The sequence below is a fragment of the Enterobacter sp. MGH 4 genome (assembly GCF_000534735.1).
GTDB lineage: Bacteria > Pseudomonadota > Gammaproteobacteria > Enterobacterales > Enterobacteriaceae > Enterobacter > Enterobacter intestinihominis.
The window spans coordinates 1,241,703-1,262,857 of sequence record NZ_KI973289.1 but is presented as its reverse complement, the minus strand read 5'-3'; the positions used below and the strand labels follow the sequence as shown (position 1 = coordinate 1,262,857).

General features: G+C 58.6%; 18 protein-coding genes and 2 pseudogenes. 13 read left to right on the top strand and 7 right to left on the bottom strand.

Annotated elements, in window-relative coordinates; genetic code table 11:
* The first annotated feature begins 14 nt into the window (after window positions 1-14).
* Window positions 15-1,514, top strand: a complete 1,500-nt coding sequence (locus L350_RS16500; protein WP_022648012.1) for an aldehyde dehydrogenase family protein — start codon at window positions 15-17, stop codon at window positions 1,512-1,514.
* 152 nt (window positions 1,515-1,666) lie between these two features.
* Window positions 1,667-1,741: pseudogene (locus tag L350_RS24850) on the top strand (hypothetical protein); the annotation flags it as partial.
* 97 nt (window positions 1,742-1,838) lie between these two features.
* On the opposite strand, the gene L350_RS16505 reads toward L350_RS24850, so the two are convergent.
* From L350_RS16505 to paaZ, 7 genes and pseudogenes are all read right to left on the bottom strand, one after another.
* A complete protein-coding gene (locus L350_RS16505) occupies window positions 1,839-2,945 on the bottom strand; it encodes a GGDEF domain-containing protein (RefSeq protein ID WP_032624321.1) in 1,107 nt (368 codons plus the stop codon).
* A 51-nt stretch (window positions 2,946-2,996) separates the two neighbouring features.
* Window positions 2,997-4,970, bottom strand: a complete 1,974-nt coding sequence (locus tag L350_RS16510; protein ID WP_032624320.1) for an alkyl/aryl-sulfatase — start codon at window positions 4,968-4,970, stop codon at window positions 2,997-2,999.
* 166 nt (window positions 4,971-5,136) lie between these two features.
* Window positions 5,137-7,410, bottom strand: a pseudogene (gene tynA / locus L350_RS16515) (primary-amine oxidase).
* A gap of 153 nt (window positions 7,411-7,563) precedes the next feature.
* Window positions 7,564-7,959, bottom strand: a complete 396-nt coding sequence (locus L350_RS16520) for a hypothetical protein (protein ID WP_032624319.1) — start codon at window positions 7,957-7,959, stop codon at window positions 7,564-7,566.
* Complete coding sequence (locus tag L350_RS23070) at window positions 7,937-8,230, bottom strand: polymorphic toxin type 44 domain-containing protein (protein ID WP_223825170.1); 294 nt, start codon at window positions 8,228-8,230, stop codon at window positions 7,937-7,939. The genes L350_RS16520 and L350_RS23070 overlap by 23 nt, the downstream gene beginning before the upstream one ends.
* A 113-nt stretch (window positions 8,231-8,343) precedes the next feature.
* On the bottom strand, window positions 8,344-8,826 hold the full coding sequence (locus L350_RS16525; RefSeq protein WP_022648017.1) for an Hcp family type VI secretion system effector: 483 nt from the start codon (window positions 8,824-8,826) through the stop codon (window positions 8,344-8,346).
* A gap of 225 nt (window positions 8,827-9,051) precedes the next feature.
* Complete coding sequence (gene paaZ, locus L350_RS16530; protein ID WP_032624318.1) at window positions 9,052-11,091, bottom strand: phenylacetic acid degradation bifunctional protein PaaZ; 2,040 nt, start codon at window positions 11,089-11,091, stop codon at window positions 9,052-9,054.
* Window positions 11,092-11,376: 285 nt separating this feature from the next.
* On the opposite strand from paaZ, the gene paaA reads away from it, so the two are divergent.
* The 11 genes from paaA to paaK are packed head-to-tail and all read left to right on the top strand — an operon-like array spanning window position 11,377 to window position 20,886.
* Entirely contained in the window at window positions 11,377-12,306 is a 930-nt protein-coding gene (paaA, locus tag L350_RS16535; protein ID WP_032624863.1) for a 1,2-phenylacetyl-CoA epoxidase subunit PaaA, read from the top strand.
* Between the two features lie 12 nt (window positions 12,307-12,318).
* Window positions 12,319-12,606 (top strand): 1,2-phenylacetyl-CoA epoxidase subunit PaaB, encoded by a 288-nt coding sequence (gene paaB / locus L350_RS16540; RefSeq protein ID WP_003857353.1) that lies wholly within the window; start codon window positions 12,319-12,321, stop codon window positions 12,604-12,606.
* A gap of 8 nt (window positions 12,607-12,614) precedes the next feature.
* Window positions 12,615-13,361: a 1,2-phenylacetyl-CoA epoxidase subunit PaaC gene (gene paaC / locus L350_RS16545; protein WP_032624317.1), complete on the top strand. Its 747-nt coding sequence runs from the start codon at window positions 12,615-12,617 to the stop codon at window positions 13,359-13,361.
* 11 nt (window positions 13,362-13,372) lie between these two features.
* Window positions 13,373-13,870, top strand: coding sequence for a 1,2-phenylacetyl-CoA epoxidase subunit PaaD (gene paaD, locus L350_RS16550; RefSeq protein WP_032624316.1), 498 nt, complete (start codon window positions 13,373-13,375; stop codon window positions 13,868-13,870).
* 7 nt (window positions 13,871-13,877) lie between these two features.
* Window positions 13,878-14,948: a 1,2-phenylacetyl-CoA epoxidase subunit PaaE gene (gene paaE / locus L350_RS16555; protein ID WP_032624315.1), complete on the top strand. Its 1,071-nt coding sequence runs from the start codon at window positions 13,878-13,880 to the stop codon at window positions 14,946-14,948.
* Entirely contained in the window at window positions 14,945-15,712 is a 768-nt protein-coding gene (gene paaF / locus L350_RS16560) for a 2,3-dehydroadipyl-CoA hydratase PaaF (protein ID WP_022648023.1), read from the top strand. Before paaE ends, paaF begins: the two co-directional genes overlap by 4 nt.
* The gene (gene paaG / locus L350_RS16565) at window positions 15,712-16,500 is read left to right on the top strand and encodes a 2-(1,2-epoxy-1,2-dihydrophenyl)acetyl-CoA isomerase PaaG (protein WP_041907448.1); all 789 of its coding nucleotides are present in this window, start codon (window positions 15,712-15,714) and stop codon (window positions 16,498-16,500) included. Before paaF ends, paaG begins: the two co-directional genes overlap by 1 nt.
* A gap of 1 nt (window position 16,501) precedes the next feature.
* A complete protein-coding gene (paaH, locus tag L350_RS16570) occupies window positions 16,502-17,926 on the top strand; it encodes a 3-hydroxyacyl-CoA dehydrogenase PaaH (RefSeq protein ID WP_032624313.1) in 1,425 nt (474 codons plus the stop codon).
* Window positions 17,916-18,338 (top strand): hydroxyphenylacetyl-CoA thioesterase PaaI, encoded by a 423-nt coding sequence (gene paaI, locus L350_RS16575; protein ID WP_023300032.1) that lies wholly within the window; start codon window positions 17,916-17,918, stop codon window positions 18,336-18,338. Before paaH ends, paaI begins: the two co-directional genes overlap by 11 nt.
* Entirely contained in the window at window positions 18,338-19,543 is a 1,206-nt protein-coding gene (gene pcaF / locus L350_RS16580; RefSeq protein ID WP_032624312.1) for a 3-oxoadipyl-CoA thiolase, read from the top strand. The genes paaI and pcaF overlap by 1 nt, the downstream gene beginning before the upstream one ends.
* 26 nt (window positions 19,544-19,569) lie before the next feature.
* Window positions 19,570-20,886: a phenylacetate--CoA ligase PaaK gene (gene paaK, locus L350_RS16585; protein ID WP_022648028.1), complete on the top strand. Its 1,317-nt coding sequence runs from the start codon at window positions 19,570-19,572 to the stop codon at window positions 20,884-20,886.
* The last annotated feature ends 269 nt before the right edge of the window (window positions 20,887-21,155 follow it).

Here is a 21,155-nt window from a genome sequence, read left to right as displayed (position 1 = left end):
CGAAGGAGTATCCTATGTCCGAATCACACGTCGCCGTCCTGCCTGGCGTGCAGCAGTTTTTAGATCGCCAGCACGGCCTGTGGATCGAAGGGCGTCAGGCGGCATCCGATAGCGAAAAGCGTCTGAACGTCTACAACCCGGCGACCGGAGAGGTCATTGCCTCCACCGCCGATGCCAGCGTTGATGATGTCGATCGTGCGGTGATGTCTGGCTGGCGCGCCTTTGTCGCCCGAAGCTGGGCCGGGCGGCTTCCGGCAGAGCGGGAACGCATCCTGCTGCGGTTTGCGGATCTGGTGGAACAGCATGGCGAAGAGCTGGCACAGCTCGAAACCCTGGAGCAGGGGAAATCGATTAACATTTCCCGCGCCTTCGAGGTGGGCTGCACCCTGAACTGGATGCGCTACACGGCGGGGCTGACCACCAAAATTGCCGGTAAAACCCTCGATCTCTCGATTCCACTGCCGCAGGGCGCGCGTTATCAGGCGTGGACGCGTAAAGAGCCGGTTGGGGTCGTGGCGGGGATTGTGCCATGGAACTTCCCGCTGATGATTGGCATGTGGAAAGTGATGCCCGCGCTGGCGGCAGGTTGCTCCATCGTGATCAAACCCTCGGAAACGACGCCGCTCACCCTGTTACGGGTGGCGGAACTGGCGAGCGAGGCGGGGATCCCGGATGGCGTATTCAACGTGGTGACCGGCAGTGGCGCCGTCTGTGGCGCGGCACTGACCTCGCACCCGCGCATTGCCAAAGTGAGCTTTACCGGATCGACGGCGACGGGCAAGCAGATTGCCCGCGCGGCGGCGGATACGCTGACGGGCGTGACGCTGGAGCTGGGGGGCAAAAACCCGGCCATCGTGCTGAAAGATGCCGATCCGGCGTGGGTGATTGAAGGGCTGATGACCGGCAGCTTCCTGAATCAGGGGCAGGTCTGCGCGGCCAGTTCACGTATATATATTGAAGCTCCGCTGTTCGACACGCTGGTCAGCGGCTTTGAACAGGCCGTGAAATCCCTGAGCGTCGGGCCGGGCATGTCGCCGGACGCGTTTATCAACCCGCTGGTGTCGCGCGCCCACTGCGATAAGGTCCAGGCGTTTCTGGATGAGGCGAAGGCGCACAATGCGGAGCTGATCGCCGGGAACCGGGGGCCAGACGGCAAAGGCTATTACGTTTCGCCAACGCTGGTGGTCAACCCGGATAATCATCTGCGACTGACGCGTGAAGAGGTCTTCGGGCCGGTGGTGAATCTGGTCCGTGTAGCTGACGGGGAAGAGGCGCTTCAGCTGGCGAACGACACTGAATACGGCTTAACGGCCAGCGTCTGGACGCAGAACATCAGTAAAGCGCTGGAGTACACCGACAGGCTACAGGCCGGAACCGTGTGGGTGAACAGCCACACGCTGATAGATGCCAACCTGCCGTTCGGCGGCATGAAGCAGTCCGGCACCGGGCGCGATTTCGGCCCCGACTGGCTGGATGGCTGGTGTGAAACCAAGTCGGTGTGTGTGCGGTATTAAAAAAACGCCGGGTGGCGGCTACGCCTTACCCGGCCTACGGGATCGAGGAAAAAGGTTGGTTTTGTAGGCAGGGTAAGCGCAGCGCCACCCGGCGTAACTTACAGCGACCACCGATTCCGCCCGGCCTCCTTCGCCCTGTACAGCGCCGCATCGGCGCGGGCAATGATTTCCGCCCCGACTGGCTGGACGGCTGGTGCGAAACCAAGTCGGTGTGTGTGCGGTATTAAAAAAACGCCGGGTGGCGGCTACGCCTTACCCGGCCTACGGGAGCAAGGAAAAGGTTGGTTTTGTAGGCCGGGTAAGCGCAGCGCCACCCGGCGTAACTTACAGCGACCACCTATCCCGCCCGGACTCCTTCGCCCGATACAACGCCGCATCGGCGCGGGCGATGATTTCCGGGCCGGCCAGTCCTGGGGTATAGCCGGCAATGCCCATACTCACCGTCACACATTCACTCACCTTTGACGCGCTGTGCGCAATGGCTGCGGTGCGCAGGCCAGCCTGGATCCGCGCGGCGACTTTCTCAGCAACGCTTTCTTCACAGTCAAAGAGGATCACGACGAACTCCTCACCACCGTAGCGCGAAACCACATCCTCTGGCGTGCGCACCGAGGTGTTCAGCACCTCCGCGACCCGCGCGAGACACGCGTCTCCCGCCTGGTGACCATAGGTGTCGTTATACAGTTTGAAGTAGTCGACATCCAGCATCAGGACCGTGAAGCGTTTGCCTTGCTCCACCGCGTTTTCCAGCACCAGCTCCATCGCCCGGCGGTTGGCCGTTTTCGTCAGCGGATCCTGATGGGCCAGCGCATCCAGCCGCGAAATTAAACGCTGATTCTGCTGGTTGCGACGCCAGGCCTCTTCAAACCAGCTCAAGAGGATGTAGCGTCCGCAAAAGAGAATGAACGTGAACACCACCCACAGCCCGGCAAAGCGAAGGTTCATCTCCTGATTCAGCAGCATGCTGGCAACGGGCATGGTGATCCACAGCGGCGCGATAAAGCACACCAGCCCCACCGGATGAAAATAGAGCGCGGTCATACCGGCCATCAGCAGGGTAACGAATATCGGCCAGGGATGAGGAAGCTGTATCACGTTGATAAACCAGTAACAACTTATCGACCATAGCAGGCTACACATTAACAGCACGGCGCTGACGCCGCGGATGTGGCGCCAGGCCATTATTACCAGCGCCACGGAAAGGATGACTACCCCCAGCATGGAAGCGTCAATCATCTGTGTGAGAGGTGGGCTGACGTGTAAGAGGGTATCAATTTGGCCGAACAGGGAATTGCGCAGCAGGATCATTAGCGCAAAGCTCGCGTTGACGAAGGCGAGCCACGGCAGGTTCATGGCCAGCCCGTGGACAACCATGGCGTTACGGGTCGGCCAGGTCGCGGGCTCCGGAGTGGCGTTGTGTCTTTTTTCCATGGACGAGAATTTCCTTGAGCGGGCGGAATGTCCGCCCGCGAGTGCATGCCTTTACGGGGTCACAATGTTAAACCAGAATTCAAATTTATCCATGTAACCGAGCATGGCATCGAGTTTTGCGGCATCGCCCGTCACTTTGATATCGCCATTATCCTGAGCCTGTTTAAGCGTCACTTCTTTCAGGATGATTTTATTCAGCGTATCGCGGTTGAGGGTCACGGTCGCGTCAGCATCCTTCGCTTCGGCGTTCGCCGTGTGGTTCAGCACGCCATTTTCCAGCTCCAGCTTGTATTTGCCGCCGTCGCTGCCGAGGTCGATGTTAAACACCGATTTTGCATCCGCTGCTTTTTCACCGTTGATATGCACCGCCAGATAGTCAAAGAACATTTCTGGCGTCATTGCGCGCACGGTATCCGGGCTGGCGGTATTCGGGGTCGGACCTTTCACCACGCCGTTACGCAACTCCTGCGCGCCGGTCAGGTAGAAGTTACGCCATGGGCCGGATTCAGCCTGATAACCCAACTGCTCCAGGGCATCCGCTTCAAGGTTACGTGCGGCCTGGTTGTTTGGATCGGCGAACACCACTTTGCTGACCACCTGAGCCACCCAGCGATAGTTGCCCTGGTCAAAATCGGTTTTAGCTTTACTCAGGATGGCATCCGCGCCTCCCATATACTCCACAAATTTCTTCGCGGCTTCTTCCGGCGGCAGTTCATCCAGGGTCGCGGGGTTGCCGTCAAACCAGCCTAAATAGAGCACGTAGGTGGCTTTGACGTCATGGCTGACTGAACCGTAATAGCCTCGGTTGGCCCAGGTATTGGCCAGGGAGTTCGGCAGCTTGAAGTTGGCGGCGATCTCGTCACGCGTCAGCCCTTCATTCGCCATGCGCAGGGTCTGGTCGTTGATGTAGCGGTAGAGGTCGCGCTGGCTTTTCAGCAGGTTAACCACATTCTCGTTGCCCCAGGTCGGCCAGTGGTGCTGCGCCATGATAACTTCGGCCTTATCACCCCAGCGTACAATTGCCTGGTTGATGTATTTCGACCATGGCAGCGGTTCACGAATTTTCGCACCGCGCAGGGAGTAGGTGTTGTGAAGGGTATGGGTGACATCTTCCGCAGACTCGATCAGCTTTTTCTCTTCGATATACCAGAGCATCTCAGAAGGCGCTTCGGAGCCCGGCGCGAGCATAAAATCATAGGTCAGGCCATCGATCACCTCTTTCTGACCATCTTTCTCGATGATATTGGTCGGGGCAATCAGGGTCACCGTCCCGGCGGAGGTGGTGGTGCCGAGACCCGCACCCACCTGGCCTTTCGCATCCGGCTTCAGCAGGTTGCCGTACATATAGCTGGCGCGGCGGCTCATGACGTTACCCGCCATGATATTTTCCGCGACGGCGGCCTCCATAAATCCGGCTGGCGCGTAGACTTTAACCTTGCCGGACTTCACGTCGGCTTCGTCCACCACGCCGCGCACGCCGCCATAGTGGTCAACGTGGCTGTGGGTGTAAATAACAGCGACGACAGGTTTCTTGCCGCGATTTTTATAGTAAAGATCCATCCCGACTTTGGCCGTCTCCGCCGACACCAGCGGGTCGACCACGGTAATGCCTTCTTTACCTTCAATAATGGTCATGTTTGACAGGTCGAGGTTACGGATCTGGTACACGCCCTCGGTGACTTCAAACAGGCCGCTGATGTTAATCAGCTGGGACTGACGCCATAAGTTCGGGTTAACCGAATCGGGCGCTTTATCGCCTTCCTTGATAAAGGCGTACTGCTGTGGATCCCAGACGGTGTTGCCTTGCTCCCCTTTGATAATTTCCTGAGGTAGCGGGGCGATAAACCCTTTGTGGGCATTGGTAAAATCGGTGTTATCGGAGAAAGGAAGCTGGTTGAAGAGTGCGTTGTTGGCCTGCTGAGTTGCTGCGGTTGCATCCTTAGGGGCTTCTGCGGCCCAGGCTGAACTGGCGGAAATGAAAAAACCGGCCAGCGCAAGGCTTCTTGCTATCTCATTGACTTTCATCCTAAAACCTCTCGGTTATGTATAGCGTTGTTCATGGACACTTCGATATCTACAAAATGTTTCAGATGTTGCAAAAGCATTAAGCGAAGTAACATTAACTATAATCGGGGAGTGGTATTCAGCAAGAAAGCGAATGAAAAACCGGGCATCGTGCCCGGTCAACGTGTTATTTCTGCTCTTTTTTCTTGCCGAGCGTTGGCGTCTCGTCAAAGAAGTTCCACGGTTTGAGTAACGTGTGCACCCATTCCGTCGGCATTATCGGCCACTCCTCGGCGCGGGCGACATGGGTGGTGCCGGTGGTCATCCAGATGACGTTATCCTGGTCGTTCAGCGACTCGTTATCTTTGCTGTACTGGCCTAGGCCCGTATCGTGCGTGGAACGGTTCGGGTATTTTCCCTCCGGGTACATCTCGTCGGGATGGTAACGCGTCACCCACAGCTGTTTATCCATAAAGCTCAGGCGGTGATAAATCCACTCGTCCGGGGCAAACTTCGCGCCCGTCGCCACCGGGTGTGTGCCCCCCGCGTAAGGGATGATCTGATACGAGACCGGGTTGCCCATGCGGTTCTCTTTGCTGGTGTTGCTCAGCAGGCGGATGGTGCCCGGATCAAACTTTTGCGCCGCCTGCTGTTCAGTATCAATATCATACTGATTCACCTGCATGGTGCTGGTGCGCGGTCCGCCAGCGGTGTTCGGTTTGACGTCCGGATCCATGGCCACCAGCTTGTTGTTGATGCCGTCCACGTCCATATCCAGACGGAAGTTGTAGATGTGCTGGTGGGTGGTGCCGACAATATTATGGTCGATCAGCGTACCGTATCGGGTGTCATCCTTCGCGGTGGCATCATGCATGGTTTTCGTCTGCACGCCTTTCACCGCTTCAATGCCCGTGGCCCCTGCATCAATGCCGATGGTGCCGTTTTCGTGGAATACCCAGTCGAAGATATAATCGTAGTTACCCACGGTGCTGACCCAGCGCACCACCAGCTCGCGGCGCTCGGTGCTGACGTTGGGTTTACCTAACTCCTGATGCTTATACTCCGGCCCGGCGTAACGCTCGAAAATGGCGATCGCCCGGGGGATCTCCATTGGCGCACCGGTATAGTCCGGGATGGTTTCGTTGAGCATCACGGCGTTAGACGGAACATCCTTGCCGCGCACCAGCGGGGAGGTCAGGGTACCCATGCCGTAGTCGCCGGAGTCCAGGTAGGCCTTAAAGTACCAGCCGATATCCGGGTCGCCGTACGGCACAATCATTCCGCCGAGCGATCCCTGATACATCACCTGTCGCTTTTTGCCGTTGTCGTTATAGGTCACGGTGGAGATCATCGGGCCGACGCGCGAGTCCAGGCTCAGATGAAAATCCCAGTTCTGCCAGTGCACCATATCCCCGGTAATGGTGTAGTTCTTGCCTTCCGGCTCGATAATCTCCAGCGGTTTTTTCACCGTTTCAACGCGGTCACGGCCATCATAAGGACGCGGGGTGAGCGGCACCGGCACGACCGGGCCTTCCTCAATCTTCTGGATTTTCTTCTGCTCAAGATCCACTACCGCAACCAGGTTTTCGATCGGGTGCGCCCAGTAGTTACCGTCGCCCACGTCGAGATAGCTGATCACTTTCAGCAGGCGGTCTTCCTGTTTCAGCCCATCCTTGCCGTCAAAAAAGCCGACGGTAAGCGGGGTGGTGATCACTTTCTTCGGATCGGTAATGCCGCGCTTTTTCAGCACGGCGGCAAACTCCGGGCTTTCATTGATGATCTGCTGCACGGTATTGAAGTCATCCAGCAGCACCATGCCGTGCGCGTCTTTGATCGGCTCCCAGCGGAGGATCTTTTTGTCCTTCAGATCCACCCGGCTTTCGATGATGCGTTTGCCGTCAAGCATAATGATATTGGCCTGGCGGGGCGCATCCACCGCCGTGCCGTTAAGCACGAAGTCCCAGACTTTGGCTTTTTCTGGCTCCGCCAGCGCAATCTGGGTAAAGCGGGTATTGGGTTTAAAATCCGCAGAGGCTTTCACAATGGCTACGGCCTAGTTGATTTCATCAGCGGTCAGCGCGTTTAACGGGTGGGGGCGTTTTTCAACCTGGAATGTCTGATCAAGACCGGACTGAAAGACATCGTTGATAAAAGTCTCCGGGATATAGGCCTTATTGTTCTTCATCACCACGGGCACCTGGAGCGTCAGCGGTTTGCCGTTAACGATGGCGGTGTTGGCGCCGGGTTTGACCTTCACAAAGGCACCGTCTTTAGCGATGGTGAACATCTGGGCGTAATCATCCCACTGCACGTCCGCGCCAAACGCCTGAAGCGTTTTGTCCATCGGGACCATATGCGCCTCGCTGCCGTGAGCGTAAACAGGGGATTGCCAGGCGCAACAGAGCGCAACGGCCATGGCCAGTGCCGTTCTACGGGCAAAAAAAGAAGAATTGCTTCCCATCGCAGACCTCATCTTGTTGTGTTTATTGTGTTGTGTCAGCCTTATCCTGACAGGCGCGCGCGAAAAGCGTTTGCCTGCATCTGCCAGGTTGTTTGTCAGTCTTGCCAGGTTAAAAAAAGACCGGGGGTGCATCACACCCCGTGAAAGTATGCTTCAGTAAGGTGAACTGTCGAGATGAATGCGGACATCGAAACCTACCGTCGTGAACGAATAAACCGTACCGCGAACGCGAAGATAAATGTCTCCATTTTTAATTGCCGCTGAAGCTTTATCATCATCGGTGATCATGACTGGATTGATATTCTTAATATTAGACATGAATTCTTCCGGACTTTTTTTCGCATCAAAGAGATAAATATGATACCTGTTTTTAGACAGTGAGCCCGTCTCAACCTGGGTGATGTAAAGAGTTAAACGATCGTTAACCTTGATTTTTTCCTGCAAATTTTCATACACGGTAAAAAGATCGCGGAAAGGGTATGCAATGAATATGAGAAAACTAAAGATAATAATTCCAGCTCGCCAGTTAAAAACCCGAACGTCGCGCATAATCTATTCCTGCCCTTATCCATAACTGATCGACTGGATCATCACCGTAATTATTATTGTTCTGGAATTTTGCAAATTCGGCAGGATCGCTTGTCCCGGCAAGAATCTGTGCAGTGCCTGCCCCCCGGAGCAGAATTCCCTCAGGAATGCCTGCTGCCGCACCAACGGCACCGTAATGAAAATTGCCAAAATTGGCATACTCTGCACGGCCTTGTTTATAATCCCAGGGACCATGGTTTCTGACCATTTGATAAAACCATATGTAGGTCATTAATGAGGGGCCACCATGAAATCGCGCTATTATCATGTGGCTAACGACGTCCACGCCAGGTGGTGCAAAGGATGCAATATTATAGGGTGTTGAATAGGAAGGATTTCGCATATTTAACGCTCAGCCCAACAGTCTGCAAACTGTATATTACCATCGCAATATGTCCATGTTATTTTATCATAGCGTAGTTCAACGACTTCAAGATGATTATGTTTTTCTTTCGTCGGGTCTTTAATGTCATGCATCAATGGCGTAACGGAAACGACGCGAATATTATCGAGACGCATATTGTAATATTCTACTTCCTGTCCGGCGTCATTAATGCGATACCACCTGAACTCGGCCGTTTTAAGGGTTTGGCCAGTCGCAACGGCTTTCATCAGGTAAGGGGAGGAGGAATCGATTTCTTTTTGAAATACGACTGGGGCATGGTTACGTTTACTGGTAATTTTCCCGGTCAATGGATCGGTTGGGAGGCGAAGATTGTGTGTAAAGCCAGTGACTTCAATGCTTCCCTCACGGTAACAAACATCCACCGAGCCTGTAATTTTTGTACCACCATCGTCAGTCAAGAAAAGGTAAACAGGAATTGCCATAGTCTGTTAATCATCCATGTAATTTAACGCGGGAATATTCCCGGCGATAAATAATAACTATGCTAACTATACGGTCAATTTGCTTAGTGTTTCCGGTTGTAACTTATCCAAACCAGGCAGACTGGATGGTTCGATTAATCAAAGCCAACCAGTCCCTGTATTACCTTCCGTTTATTTTGATGCGCTCAAACACTCCAGGCAGCAAGGTTAATGCCATTGCTTTGATTAAAAGTCACCCTGCTGGCGCGCCACCAGCGTCAGAATGGAGTAAAGCGCCACGGCCTGCTGATGCTGGTTGAAGATCTCCACCGCCCATTCCACCACGCCCGTCGGTTTTTCCTCGGCAATGCGCTGTTTCTTCAGCGTTTTACGTTTACAGGTCAGGCGCACCTGAATGGTATCGCCCGGCTTGACCGGCTCGATAAAGCGCAGGTTTTCCATGCCGTAGTTGGCAATGACCGGCCCAACCCCGGCATCGACAAACAGCCCCGCCGCGGCGGAAATCAGGAAATAACCGTGTACCACGCGCTCACCAAAAATCGACTCCGCCGCGCCAATTTTGTCCATATGGGCATAGAAATGATCCCCGCTCAGGCAGGCAAAATTCACGATATCCGCTTCCGTCAGGGTACGACGCGGGGTCAGCAGGCTGTCGCCCGGCTGTAACTCCTCGAAGTATTTACGGAACGGATGAACGCGATCTTCCAGCACCTCCGCGCCACGGACCCACTGTTTGCCGATGGCGGCGAGCATGGAAGGGCTGCCCTGAATGGCCGTGCGCTGGAGATAGTGCTTCACCGCACGCAGGCCGCCCAGCTCCTCGCCGCCGCCCGCACGTCCCGGGCCGCCGTGCACCAGCTGCGGCAGCGGTGAACCGTGGCCGGTGGATTCTTTCGAGGATTCCTGGTTGAGGATCTGAATGCGTCCGTGGGCGCGCGCGGCACCGGCAATAAATTGCCGCGCCACGTTTGAATCTGCCGTGACCAGCGTTCCCGCAAGGCTGCCGCCGCCCGCCCGCGCCAGCTGCATGGCGTGTTCACTGTTGCGGCAGGGCATCAGGGTGGCGACGGGGCCAAAGGCTTCGGTGGCGTGAACGGCCGGAGTTTCGTCCGGCTGCGGGCAGAACAGCAGGGTGGGCGGGAAGAATGCGCCAGCCGCCTGCATATCGGCTTTACCACCCAGACGGATCTGGCAGCCCGAGGCAAGCAGATGATCGACTTTTTCCTGCACGTCAGCACGTTGCTCACTGTTGACGAGAGCCCCCATCTTCACCCCTTCCTGGGCCGGATCGCCGACGACCACGTTCTCCAGCCGCGCAATCAGCGCCTGGCTGACGGCTTCAACCTGCGCTTCCGGCACGATGATGCGGCGGATGGCGGTACATTTTTGCCCGGCTTTGGCAGTCATCTCGCGCACCACTTCGCGAATAAACAGCGCAAACTCCGGCTGCTCCGGCGTCACGTCCTCACCCAGCACGCAGCAGTTAAGGGAATCCGCTTCCATGGTAAACGGAATGGAATTCGCGACGATATTCGGATGTACGCGCAGGCTCTGCCCGGTGCTGGCCGACCCGGTAAACGTCACCACGTCCTGGCTGTCGAGCTGGTTCAGCAGATCGCCCGCGCCACCACAGATCAGGCTGATGACGCCGTCCGGCACCAGTCCGCTCTCGACGATCGCTTTCACCATTGCCTGAGTCACCTGCGCGGTGGCGGTGGCGGGCTTGATGATGGCGGGCATCCCGGCAAGCCAGGTGGGTGCGAGCTTTTCCAGCATCCCCCAGCACGGGAAGTTGAACGCGTTGATATGCACCGCCACGCCGGATTTCGACGTTAACACGTGACGTGCCGCAAAGCCGCCTTCCTTCGACAGCGGGATCAGCTCATCCTCCGGCCACAGGGTATCGTCCGGCAGCTCACGGCTGCCGAGGCTTGCGTAGGTGAAGAGGGTGCCGATACCGCCTTCAATATCCACCCAGCTGTCGGCCTTTGTCGCGCCGGTCTGGGCTGACAGGGCATAAAACCGATCCTTCTGGCTCAGCAGATGTTTGGCCACCGCCTTCAGCATGGCGGCGCGCTCGATAAAGCTCATTGCGCGGAGCGCTTCTCCGCCGTGTTCAATGGCGTAACGGCGCGCGGCCGCCATATCCAGCCCTTCGCTGGTGACTTCAAATAGCGTTTCCCCGCTGATGGCGTGGGTGATGGTGCGCTCGCGGCCCCGGCCTGATTGCCAGGTGCCGGACAAGAAGCTGGCTAACTGCTGCATTTCTTCTCTCCAGGTGTTTCGTGATTTCACTATAAATAGTTTGATCGTGAATCATAAAAAGCAAGCTGAGTTTTAATGAATTGTTAACGTTGTGATCTCTATTGCTTAGCCTGACCACCCGAAAGCCTTGTATAATCGGCCTTTCATGAAAAGGCTTGCGAGCATCGTCACAAAATAAACAAACGCTTCTTGGGGTTATATTTAACCTTTGTGTAACTTTTAAGAAACCAAATGATTCACCATTTTGCTGTTTGTGGTGATTTAACGAATCACAAAGGTGGTTATGTGACGCAAGAACAACGCTTTGAGCAACGCATCGCACAGGAGACGGCCATCGAGCCGCAGGACTGGATGCCGGATGCCTATCGCAAGACGCTGATCCGCCAGATTGGACAGCACGCCCACTCTGAGATTGTCGGCATGCTGCCGGAAGGAAACTGGATCACCCGCGCGCCGACGCTGCGCCGGAAAGCCATTCTGCTGGCGAAGGTTCAGGACGAAGCCGGACACGGCCTGTACCTCTACAGCGCGGCGGAAACGCTGGGCTGCGCCCGGGAGGACATCTATCAAAAGATGCTCGACGGCAAGATGAAATACTCCTCCATCTTCAACTATCCGACCCTGAGTTGGGCCGATATCGGCGTCATTGGCTGGCTGGTGGACGGGGCGGCCATCGTGAACCAGGTGGCGCTGTGCCGTACGTCTTACGGCCCGTACGCCCGGGCGATGGTGAAAATCTGTAAAGAAGAGAGCTTCCACCAGCGTCAGGGTTTTGAGGCCTGTATGGTGCTGGCGCAGGGCAGCGAAGCACAGCGGCAGATGTTGCAGGACGCCATCAACCGTTTCTGGTGGCCCGCGCTGATGATGTTCGGACCCAACGACGACAACTCCCCAAACAGCGCCCGCAGTCTCGCCTGGAAGATCAAACGCTTTGGCAACGATGAGCTTCGCCAGCGCTTCGTGGACAACACGGTGCCTCAGGTGGAGATGCTCGGCATGACCGTGCCGGATCCCGACCTGCGTTTCGATGAAGAGAGCGGCCACTACCGCTTCGGCGAAATCGACTGGCACGAATTTGACGAGGTGATCAACGGGCGCGGGATCTGCAACCACGAACGTCTGGCCGCAAAACGTAAAGCCTGGGATGACGGCGCATGGGTGCGTGAAGCCGCTCTGGCCCACGCGGAAAAACAACGCGCCCGCCAGGCCGCATAAGAGGAATCAACCATGAGCAATGTTTACTGGCCGTTATACGAAGTTTTTGTCCGTTCGAAGCAGGGGCTGTCGCACCGCCATGTGGGCAGCCTTCACGCTGCCGACGACCGCATGGCGCTGGAAAACGCGCGCGATGCCTATACCCGCCGCAGCGAAGGCTGTTCCATCTGGGTGGTGAAGGCGAGTGAAATCGTCGCTTCCCAGCCGGAAGAGAGCGGGGAGTTTTTCGATCCGGCGGAAAGCAAGGTCTACCGCCATCCGACGTTTTACACCATCCCTGATGGCATTGAGCATATGTGAGGTTGGGGATGAACAACGTATCTGCTTATGCCCTGCGTCTGGGCGACAACGGTCTGGTGCTCTCACAGCGTCTGGGCGCCTGGTGCGTCCATGCGCCGGAGCTGGAAATTGACCTGGCGCTCGCCAATATCGGCCTTGATCTGCTCGGGCAGGCGCGCAATTTCCTGACCTACGCCGCTGAACGGGAGGGTAAGGGTGATGAAGACACCCTGGCCTATGGCCGCGATGAGCGTCAGTTCCGCAATCTGCTGCTGGTGGAACAGCCAAACGGCAGCTTCGCCGACACCATTGCCCGTCAGTATCTGATGGATGCGTGGAACGTAGCGCTGTACGAACGGTTGATCCACAGCAGCGACAGTCAGCTTGCCGCCATCGCGGCAAAAGCCATTAAAGAGGCGCGCTATCACCTGCGTTTTAGCCGCGGCTGGCTGGTGCGGCTGGGGGACGGGACAGAAACCTCCTCACAGAAAATGCAGCAGGCGGTGGATAGCCTGTGGCGCTTTACGGCTGAATTGTTCGACGCCGACGACGTCGAGCTGGCGCTGGTTGACACCGACGTGGCGGTTGATCCGCGCGCCCTGCGGGAACCGTGGGAGCGCGAAGTGTTTGCCGGGCTGGCGGAAGCTACCCTCCGCGTGCCCGAGGAAGTGGCGTATCGCACGGGCGGCAAGAAGGGGCTACATACTGAACACCTCGGACCGATGCTGGCTGAGATGCAGTATCTCCAGCGCGTTTACCCCGACCAGCAGTGGTAAAGGAGAACGCTATGCAACGCCTCGTCGACATTGCGCCTGCCCAAATCCCGCAGATTTGGGCGCTGTTAAGCCAGATCCCCGACCCGGAAGTGCCGGTGCTGACCATCACCGACTTAGGCATGGTGCGCAGCGTGAAGGCGCAGGGGGAAGGCTGGGTTATAGGCTTCACGCCAACCTATTCGGGCTGTCCGGCAACGGAGCATCTGCTGGGGGCGATCCGCGAAACTCTGACCGGGAACGGCTTTTCCCCGGTACATATTCTGCTGCAACTGGAGCCCGCCTGGACCACCGACTGGATGACCGACGATGCCCGCAGGCGCCTGCGGGAATATGGCATCAGCCCGCCTGTCGGCCATAGCTGCCATGCCCACGTTCCCGCGGAGGTGAGCTGCCCGCGCTGTGCGAGCACCGATACCTCGCTCATCAGTGAATTTGGTTCCACGGCCTGCAAAGCGCTCTACCGCTGCAATACCTGCCGTGAGCCCTTCGACTATTTCAAATGTATTTGAGGCTGCCATGACAACGTTTCATTCATTAACAGTGGCAAAAGTGGAACCTGAAACCCGCGACGCGGTGACCATTACCTTCGCGGTGCCGCAGGCGTTACAGGAGGCGTACCGCTTTCGTCCCGGTCAGCATTTGACCCTGAAAGCCAGTCCTGGCGGGGATGAACTGCGCCGCTGCTACTCCATCTGCCGGAGCACCGCGTGCGGTGAGATCAGCGTGGCGGTCAAAGCCATCGAGGGCGGACGTTTTTCCCGCTATGCCCGGGACGAAATCAAACCTGGCATGGCACTGGAGGTGATGGTTCCCCAGGGGCATTTTGGCTACCAGCCGCAGGCCGAACGCGAAGGCCACTATCTGGCGATTGCCGCCGGGTCCGGGATCACCCCGATGCTGGCGATTATGTCCGCTACGCTGGCCACTGAAGCCCACAGCCACTTCACCCTGATTTACGGTAACCGCAGCAGCCAGAGCATGATGTTCCGCCGGGCGCTGGCGGACCTGAAAGATAAATACCCGCAGCGTTTGCAGCTGATCTCTATCTTCAGCCAGGAGACGCTCGACAGCGATCTGCTCCATGGCCGTATTGACGGGGAAAAGCTCCATGCGCTGGCAAAAACGCTGGTGAATTTCCGCCAGTACGATGAAGCCTTCATCTGCGGCCCGTCGGCGATGATGGACGAGGCTGAGGCGGCGCTGAAAGCGCTGGGTATGCAGGAAAAAGCGATCCATCTTGAACGCTTTAACACGCCGGGAACCCCCGTTAAACGGACAGTCAGCGTGCAGGCCGACGGGCAGAAGGTCACCGTCCGTCAGGACGGGCGCGACAGGGAGATCACCCTGACGGCGGACGACGAGAGCATTCTTGACGCGGCCCTGCGTCAGGGGGCGGATCTGCCTTACGCCTGCAAGGGCGGCGTGTGCGCCACCTGCAAATGCAAAGTGCTTCGCGGGGAGGTGGACATGGCGACCAACTACAGCCTGGAGCCGGACGAGCTGGCCGCAGGCTATGTGCTGAGCTGTCAGGCGCTGCCGTTAACCGCTGACGTTATCGTCGATTTTGATGCGAAGGGGATGGCATGAGCGAACTGATTGTCACCCGTCATGGCCGCGTGTTGCAGCTGACGCTTAACCGTCCGGCGGCGCGCAACGCGCTCAACAATGCCCTGCTCACGCAAATTGCGGAGCAGCTTGAAGCCGCCGCCGCGGATGCGGAGATCGCCGTCTGTGTGATTTACGGCAACGAACGCTGCTTTGCCGCCGGGGCCGATCTCAACGAAATGGCGGAGAAAGACCTGCCCGCCACACTGAACGATATCCGCCCGCAGCTGTGGGCGCGGATAAACGCCTTCACCAAACCGCTGATTGCCGCCGTGAACGGCTACGCGCTGGGGGCAGGCTGTGAGCTGGCGCTGCTCTGCGACGTGGTGATTGCCGGTGATAACGCCCGCTTTGGCCTGCCGGAAATCACCCTCGGGATCATGCCGGGCGCAGGCGGCACCCAGCGGCTAATCCGTAGCGTGGGCAAATCGCTGGCCAGCAAAATGGTGCTGACGGGCGAAAGCATCACGGCGGTTCAGGCGCACAGCGCCGGGCTGGTCAGTGACGTTTACCCGGCCTCGCTGACGCTGGAGTACGCCCTGAAGCAGGCGGGGCTGATGGCGCGCCACTCGCCGCTGGCGTTACAGGCGGCGAAGCAGGCGCTTCGCCAGTCGCAGGAAGTGCCGCTTCAGGCCGGGCTGGCGCAGGAGCGTCAGCTGTTTGCGCTACTCGCGGCCACCGACGATCGCCGGGAAGGCATCAACGCCTTTTTACAAAAACGCACCCCAGACTTTAAAGGACGCTAATTGTGGAATTTATTCTGAGCCATGTTGAGCAGGGCGTAATGACCATTACGCTGAACCGCCCGGAGCGCCTGAACAGCTTTAACGACGTCATGCACCAGCAGCTTTCCGAATGCCTGAAGCAGGCCGAGCGCGATGACGCTATCCGCTGCCTGCTGATCACCGGGGCAGGACGCGGTTTCTGCGCCGGGCAGGATCTCAACGACCGTAACGTGGACCCGACCGGCCCCGCGCCGGATCTGGGCATGTCCGTTGAGACTTTTTACAACCCGCTGGTGCGCCGTCTGGCAAAACTGCCGAAGCCGGTGATTTGCGCGGTTAACGGCGTGGCGGCGGGGGCAGGAGCCACGCTGGCCCTCGGCTGTGACATGGTGATTGCGGCCCGTTCAGCCAGCTTTGTGATGGCCTTCAGCAAGCTCGGGCTGGTACCGGACTGCGGCGGAACCTGGCTGCTGCCGCGCGTGACCGGACGCGCCCGCGCCATGGGGCTGGCATTGCTGGGCGACAAGCTCAGCGCCGAGCAGGCACAGGCCTGGGGAATGATCTGGCAGGTGGTGGACGACGAGCAGCTCTCCGCCACCGCACAGCGGATGGCGCTGCATTTTGCCTCGCAGCCGACCTATGGCCTGGGCTTGATCAAGCAGGCAATCAACGCCGCCGAAACCAACACCCTCGACGCCCAGCTTGATCTGGAGCGCGACTATCAACGTCTGGCCGGACGCAGCGACGACTACCGGGAAGGCGTCAGCGCGTTCCTGGCAAAACGCGCGCCGAACTTTACGGGGAAATAAGATGGTGAATATCCATACGGTCGCCGTCATTGGCAGCGGCACCATGGGCGCCGGGATTGCCGAAGTGGCAGCCACCCACGGTCATCCGGTTCTGGTGTACGACATTGACGCTGCGGCGATTTCCCGCGCCGTCGACGGCATTCGCCAGCGGCTGTCCTCTCGCGTTGCGCGCGGAAAACTCTCTGCCGACGCCGGGGAACAGGTCCTTGCCCGCCTGACGCCGGTGACGAATATTAGTGCTCTGGCGAAAGCCGATCTGGTGATCGAGGCGGCCTCCGAGCGGCTTGAAGTGAAAAAGGCGCTGTTTACCCAGCTGGCAGAGGTTTGTCCGCCGCAGACGCTACTCGCCAGCAATACCTCGTCCATTTCCGTTACCGCGATTGCGGCGGAGATAAACCACCCTGAACGCGTCGCCGGGCTGCACTTCTTCAATCCTGCCCCGGTGATGAAGCTGGTGGAGGTGGTCAGCGGGCTGGCGACCTCACCCGAAGTGGCCGATGCGCTGTGCGAGCTGGCGCTGAGCTGGGGAAAGCAGCCGGTACGCTGCCAGTCCACACCGGGGTTTATCGTCAACCGCGTAGCGCGTCCTTTCTACTCGGAAGCCTGGCGCGCGCTGGAAGAGCAGGTGGCAGCGCCCGAGGTGATCGACGCCGCCCTGCGAGACGGTGGGGGTTTCCCGATGGGGCCGCTTGAGCTGACGGACATGATTGGTCAGGACGTCAACTTTGCCGTGACCTGCTCCGTATTTAACGCCTTCTGGCAGGAGCGTCGTTTTTTGCCGTCGCTGGTGCAGCAGGAGCTGGTGCTGGCGGGGCGTCTGGGTAAGAAAAGCGGGCAGGGCGTTTACCGCTGGCAGGAGGACAAACCCGCCGTCAGCTGGCTCGCCCCGGTCAGCCACAGCTTCAGCCCGATGCGCGCACAGCGAAGAAGTGACGGTGTCACGGAAATTGACGATCTGTTGTTGATCGAAACGCAGGGTGAAACCGCGCAGTCGCTGGCGCTGCGCCACGGCTGTCCGGTGGTGGTGGTCGACCGCATCGAGCGGGATGTGGCCGTTATAGCCGCCGCGCCCGGCAACCCGCACGCCGCCACGCAGAAAGCCATTTACTGGTTGCAGCACCAGGAGAAACGGGTGGTCCAGATTGCGGATTACCCCGGCCTGCTGATCTGGCGCACGGTGGCGATGATTGCCAACGAAGCGCTGGATGCCCTGCAAAAAGGGGTCGCCAGTGAGCAAGACATCGATACCGCCATGCGCTTAGGGGTCAACTATCCCTGCGGCCCCATCGCCTGGGGCGAGCGCCTTGGCTGGCAGCGTCTGTTAACGCTGCTGGAGAACCTGCAACGTCACTACGGCGAGGAACGTTATCGCCCCTGTTCACTGCTGCGCCAGCGTGCGCTTCTGGAGAGTAGTTATGAGTCATAACGCCTGGCATAACGCCCGCGCGATGTACGAACGGGACGCCTGCGCGCAGGCGATGGGGATGGACATTATCGAGATGGGCGAGGGCTACGCGGTGGTGACCATGACCATCACCCCGCAGATGCTTAACGGGCATAAAACCTGCCACGGCGGACAGCTATTCTCGCTGGCCGATACCGCCTTTGCCTACGCCTGCAACAGTCAGGGGCTGGCGGCGGTGGCCTCAGGCTGCGCCATCGATTTTCTGCGTCCGGGCTTTGCTGGCGATAAGCTGACCGCTACCGCGCGGGTGAAGCATCAGGGCAAACTGACCGGCGTCTACGACATCGAAATTCAGAATCAACAACAGAAAACCGTCGCTCTTTTTCGCGGGAAATCCCACCGCACCGGCGGCAGTGTGACAGGAGAAGCCTGATGCGTAACGCATTTATTTGTGAGGGTGTGCGTACCCCGGTCGGTCGCTACGGTGGAGGATTATCCAGCCTGCGTGCCGATGACTTAGGGGCCGTTCCGCTGCGTGCGCTGCTGGCGCGTTACCCGCAGCTCGATCTGGAGCGCATAGATGACGTGATCTTCGGCTGCGCAAATCAGGCCGGAGAGGATAACCGCAACGTGGCGCGCATGTCGTCGCTGCTGGCCGGGCTGCCGCAGACCCTTTCCGGTACCACCATTAACCGCCTGTGCGGCTCCGGTCTGGATGCCCTTGGCTTTGCGGCGCGCGCCATTAAGGCCGGGGATGGCGATCTGCTGATCGCCGGTGGCGTCGAATCCATGTCCCGTGCGCCGTTCGTGATGGGTAAAGCCACCGCGGCGTTTCAGCGTCAGGCGGAGATCTTCGATACCACCATCGGCTGGCGATTTGTGAATCCGCTCATGCATCAGCAATACGGAACTGACAGCATGCCGGAAACGGCAGAGAATGTAGCGGAATTGTTAAATATAAGCCGTGCCGATCAGGACGCATTTGCCTTGCGCAGCCAGCAGCGCACCGCGCTGGCGCAGCAGAATGGCGTTCTGGCGCAGGAGATAATCCCGGTACAGGTAACGGGGAAAAAAGGCGCGGTAACGGAAGTGAGCGTAGACGAGCATCCGCGCGCCGAAACCACCCTGGAACAGCTTGCCGCGCTGAAAGCCCCGTTTCGCAAGAACGGTGTGGTGACGGCGGGGAACGCCTCTGGCGTCAACGACGGGGCGGCGGCGCTGATTATCGCCAGCGAGCCGATGGCGCTTGCCCAGGGGTTAACCCCGCGCACCCGCATTGTGGCCATGTCGACCGCGGGCGTCGAGCCGCGTCTGATGGGATTAGGCCCGGTTCCCGCCACCCGTAAGGTGCTGGAACGTGCCGGACTCAGTATCACCGATATGGACGTCATTGAGCTTAACGAAGCCTTCGCCGCACAGGCGCTGGGGGTGCTGCGTCAGCTGGGCTTGCCGGATGACGCGGAGCATGTCAACCCGAACGGCGGAGCGATCGCGCTAGGTCATCCGCTGGGAATGAGCGGTGCCAGACTGGCGCTGGCCGCGAGCAATGAATTGCACCGACGCGGCGGGCGCTACGCGCTGTGTACGATGTGCATCGGTGTGGGTCAGGGCATTGCCATGATCCTTGAGCGTGTTTGAGCGAACAATAATGTGAGTACCCTGCGATGATAAATACAACAAAGCTTGATCCGATCGAAACCGCGTCCATTGATGAATTGCAGGCGTTGCAGACCGCGCGCCTGAAGTGGACGCTGAACCACGCCTACAACAACGTTCCGATGTACAAACGCAAGTTTGATGCCGCGGGCGTTCACCCTGACGATTTCAACGAGCTGGCGGACCTGCAAAAATTCCCGTGCACCACCAAGCAGGATCTGCGCGACAACTACCCGTTCGATACCTTTGCGGTGCCGATGGAGCAGGTGGTGCGTATTCACGCCTCGTCGGGCACCACCGGAAAGCCGACCGTGGTGGGGTATACCCAGAATGATATCGACAACTGGGCCAATATCGTCGCCCGTTCCCTGCGCGCCGCCGGGGGCAGCGCGAAGGATAAAATTCACGTCGCCTACGGTTACGGGCTCTTCACCGGCGGGCTGGGGGCGCACTACGGTGCAGAGCGTCTGGGGGCGACGGTGATCCCGATGTCCGGCGGCCAGACGGAGAAGCAGGCGCAGCTGATCCGCGATTTCCAGCCGGATATGATCATGGTGACGCCCTCTTACTGCCTGAACCTGATCGAAGAGCTGGAGCGTCAGATGGGCGGTGATGCCAGCGCCTGTTCCCTGCGCGTCGGCGTGTTTGGCGCCGAGCCGTGGACGCAGGCGATGCGCCGCGAAATCGAGAAACGGCTGGGCATTACCGCGCTGGATATCTATGGTCTCTCCGAGGTGATGGGGCCGGGCGTGGCGATGGAGTGTCTTGAAACCGCTGACGGCCCGACCATCTGGGAAGATCACTTCTACCCGGAGATCGTCAACCCGAATGACGGCACGCCGCTGGCCGACGGCGAGCAGGGCGAACTGCTGTTCACCACGCTGACCAAAGAGGCGCTGCCGGTGATCCGCTACCGCACCCGCGACCTGACGCGCCTGCTGCCGGGTACCGCACGCACCATGCGCCGGATGGATCGCATCAGCGGGCGCAGCGACGACATGCTCATCATTCGCGGCGTTAACGTCTTCCCGTCACAGCTGGAAGAGGAGATCGTCAAGTTCGAACATCTTTCGCCGCACTATCAACTGGAGGTGAACCGCCGCGGGCATCTTGATTCACTTTCGGTGAAAGTCGAGCTGAAACAGAGTAGCTTAACGCTGACGCATGAACAGCGTTGTCAGGTCTGCCATCAGCTGCGTCATCGGATTAAATCGATGGTGGGGATTTCAACCGATGTGATGATCGTTAACTGCGGCAGCATACCGCGATCCGAGGGTAAAGCCTGCCGGGTGTTTGATTTGCGTAAAGTGGCAGCCAACGGTTGAATTTCCCTTACTCCAGCCCTCTCCCAAAGGGCTGAGGGTTCCCCACAAATTAATGCGAGCACTGAGCAATCCCCTCGCCCCTCCGGGGAGAGGGTTAGGGTGAGGGGAACATACGGCGGTGGTGGTCATTCCGTTCACTTTATGTTCCTTGCTACTCTGTAACGACATGACCGGTGAACGTGCCAGGGTGGCTCAGTCGCCACCACCCTGGCGACCCGGGCTCCCGGCGGTAAATCGCCGCTTCGCGGTGCCCTCGGCTTATTCCTTCC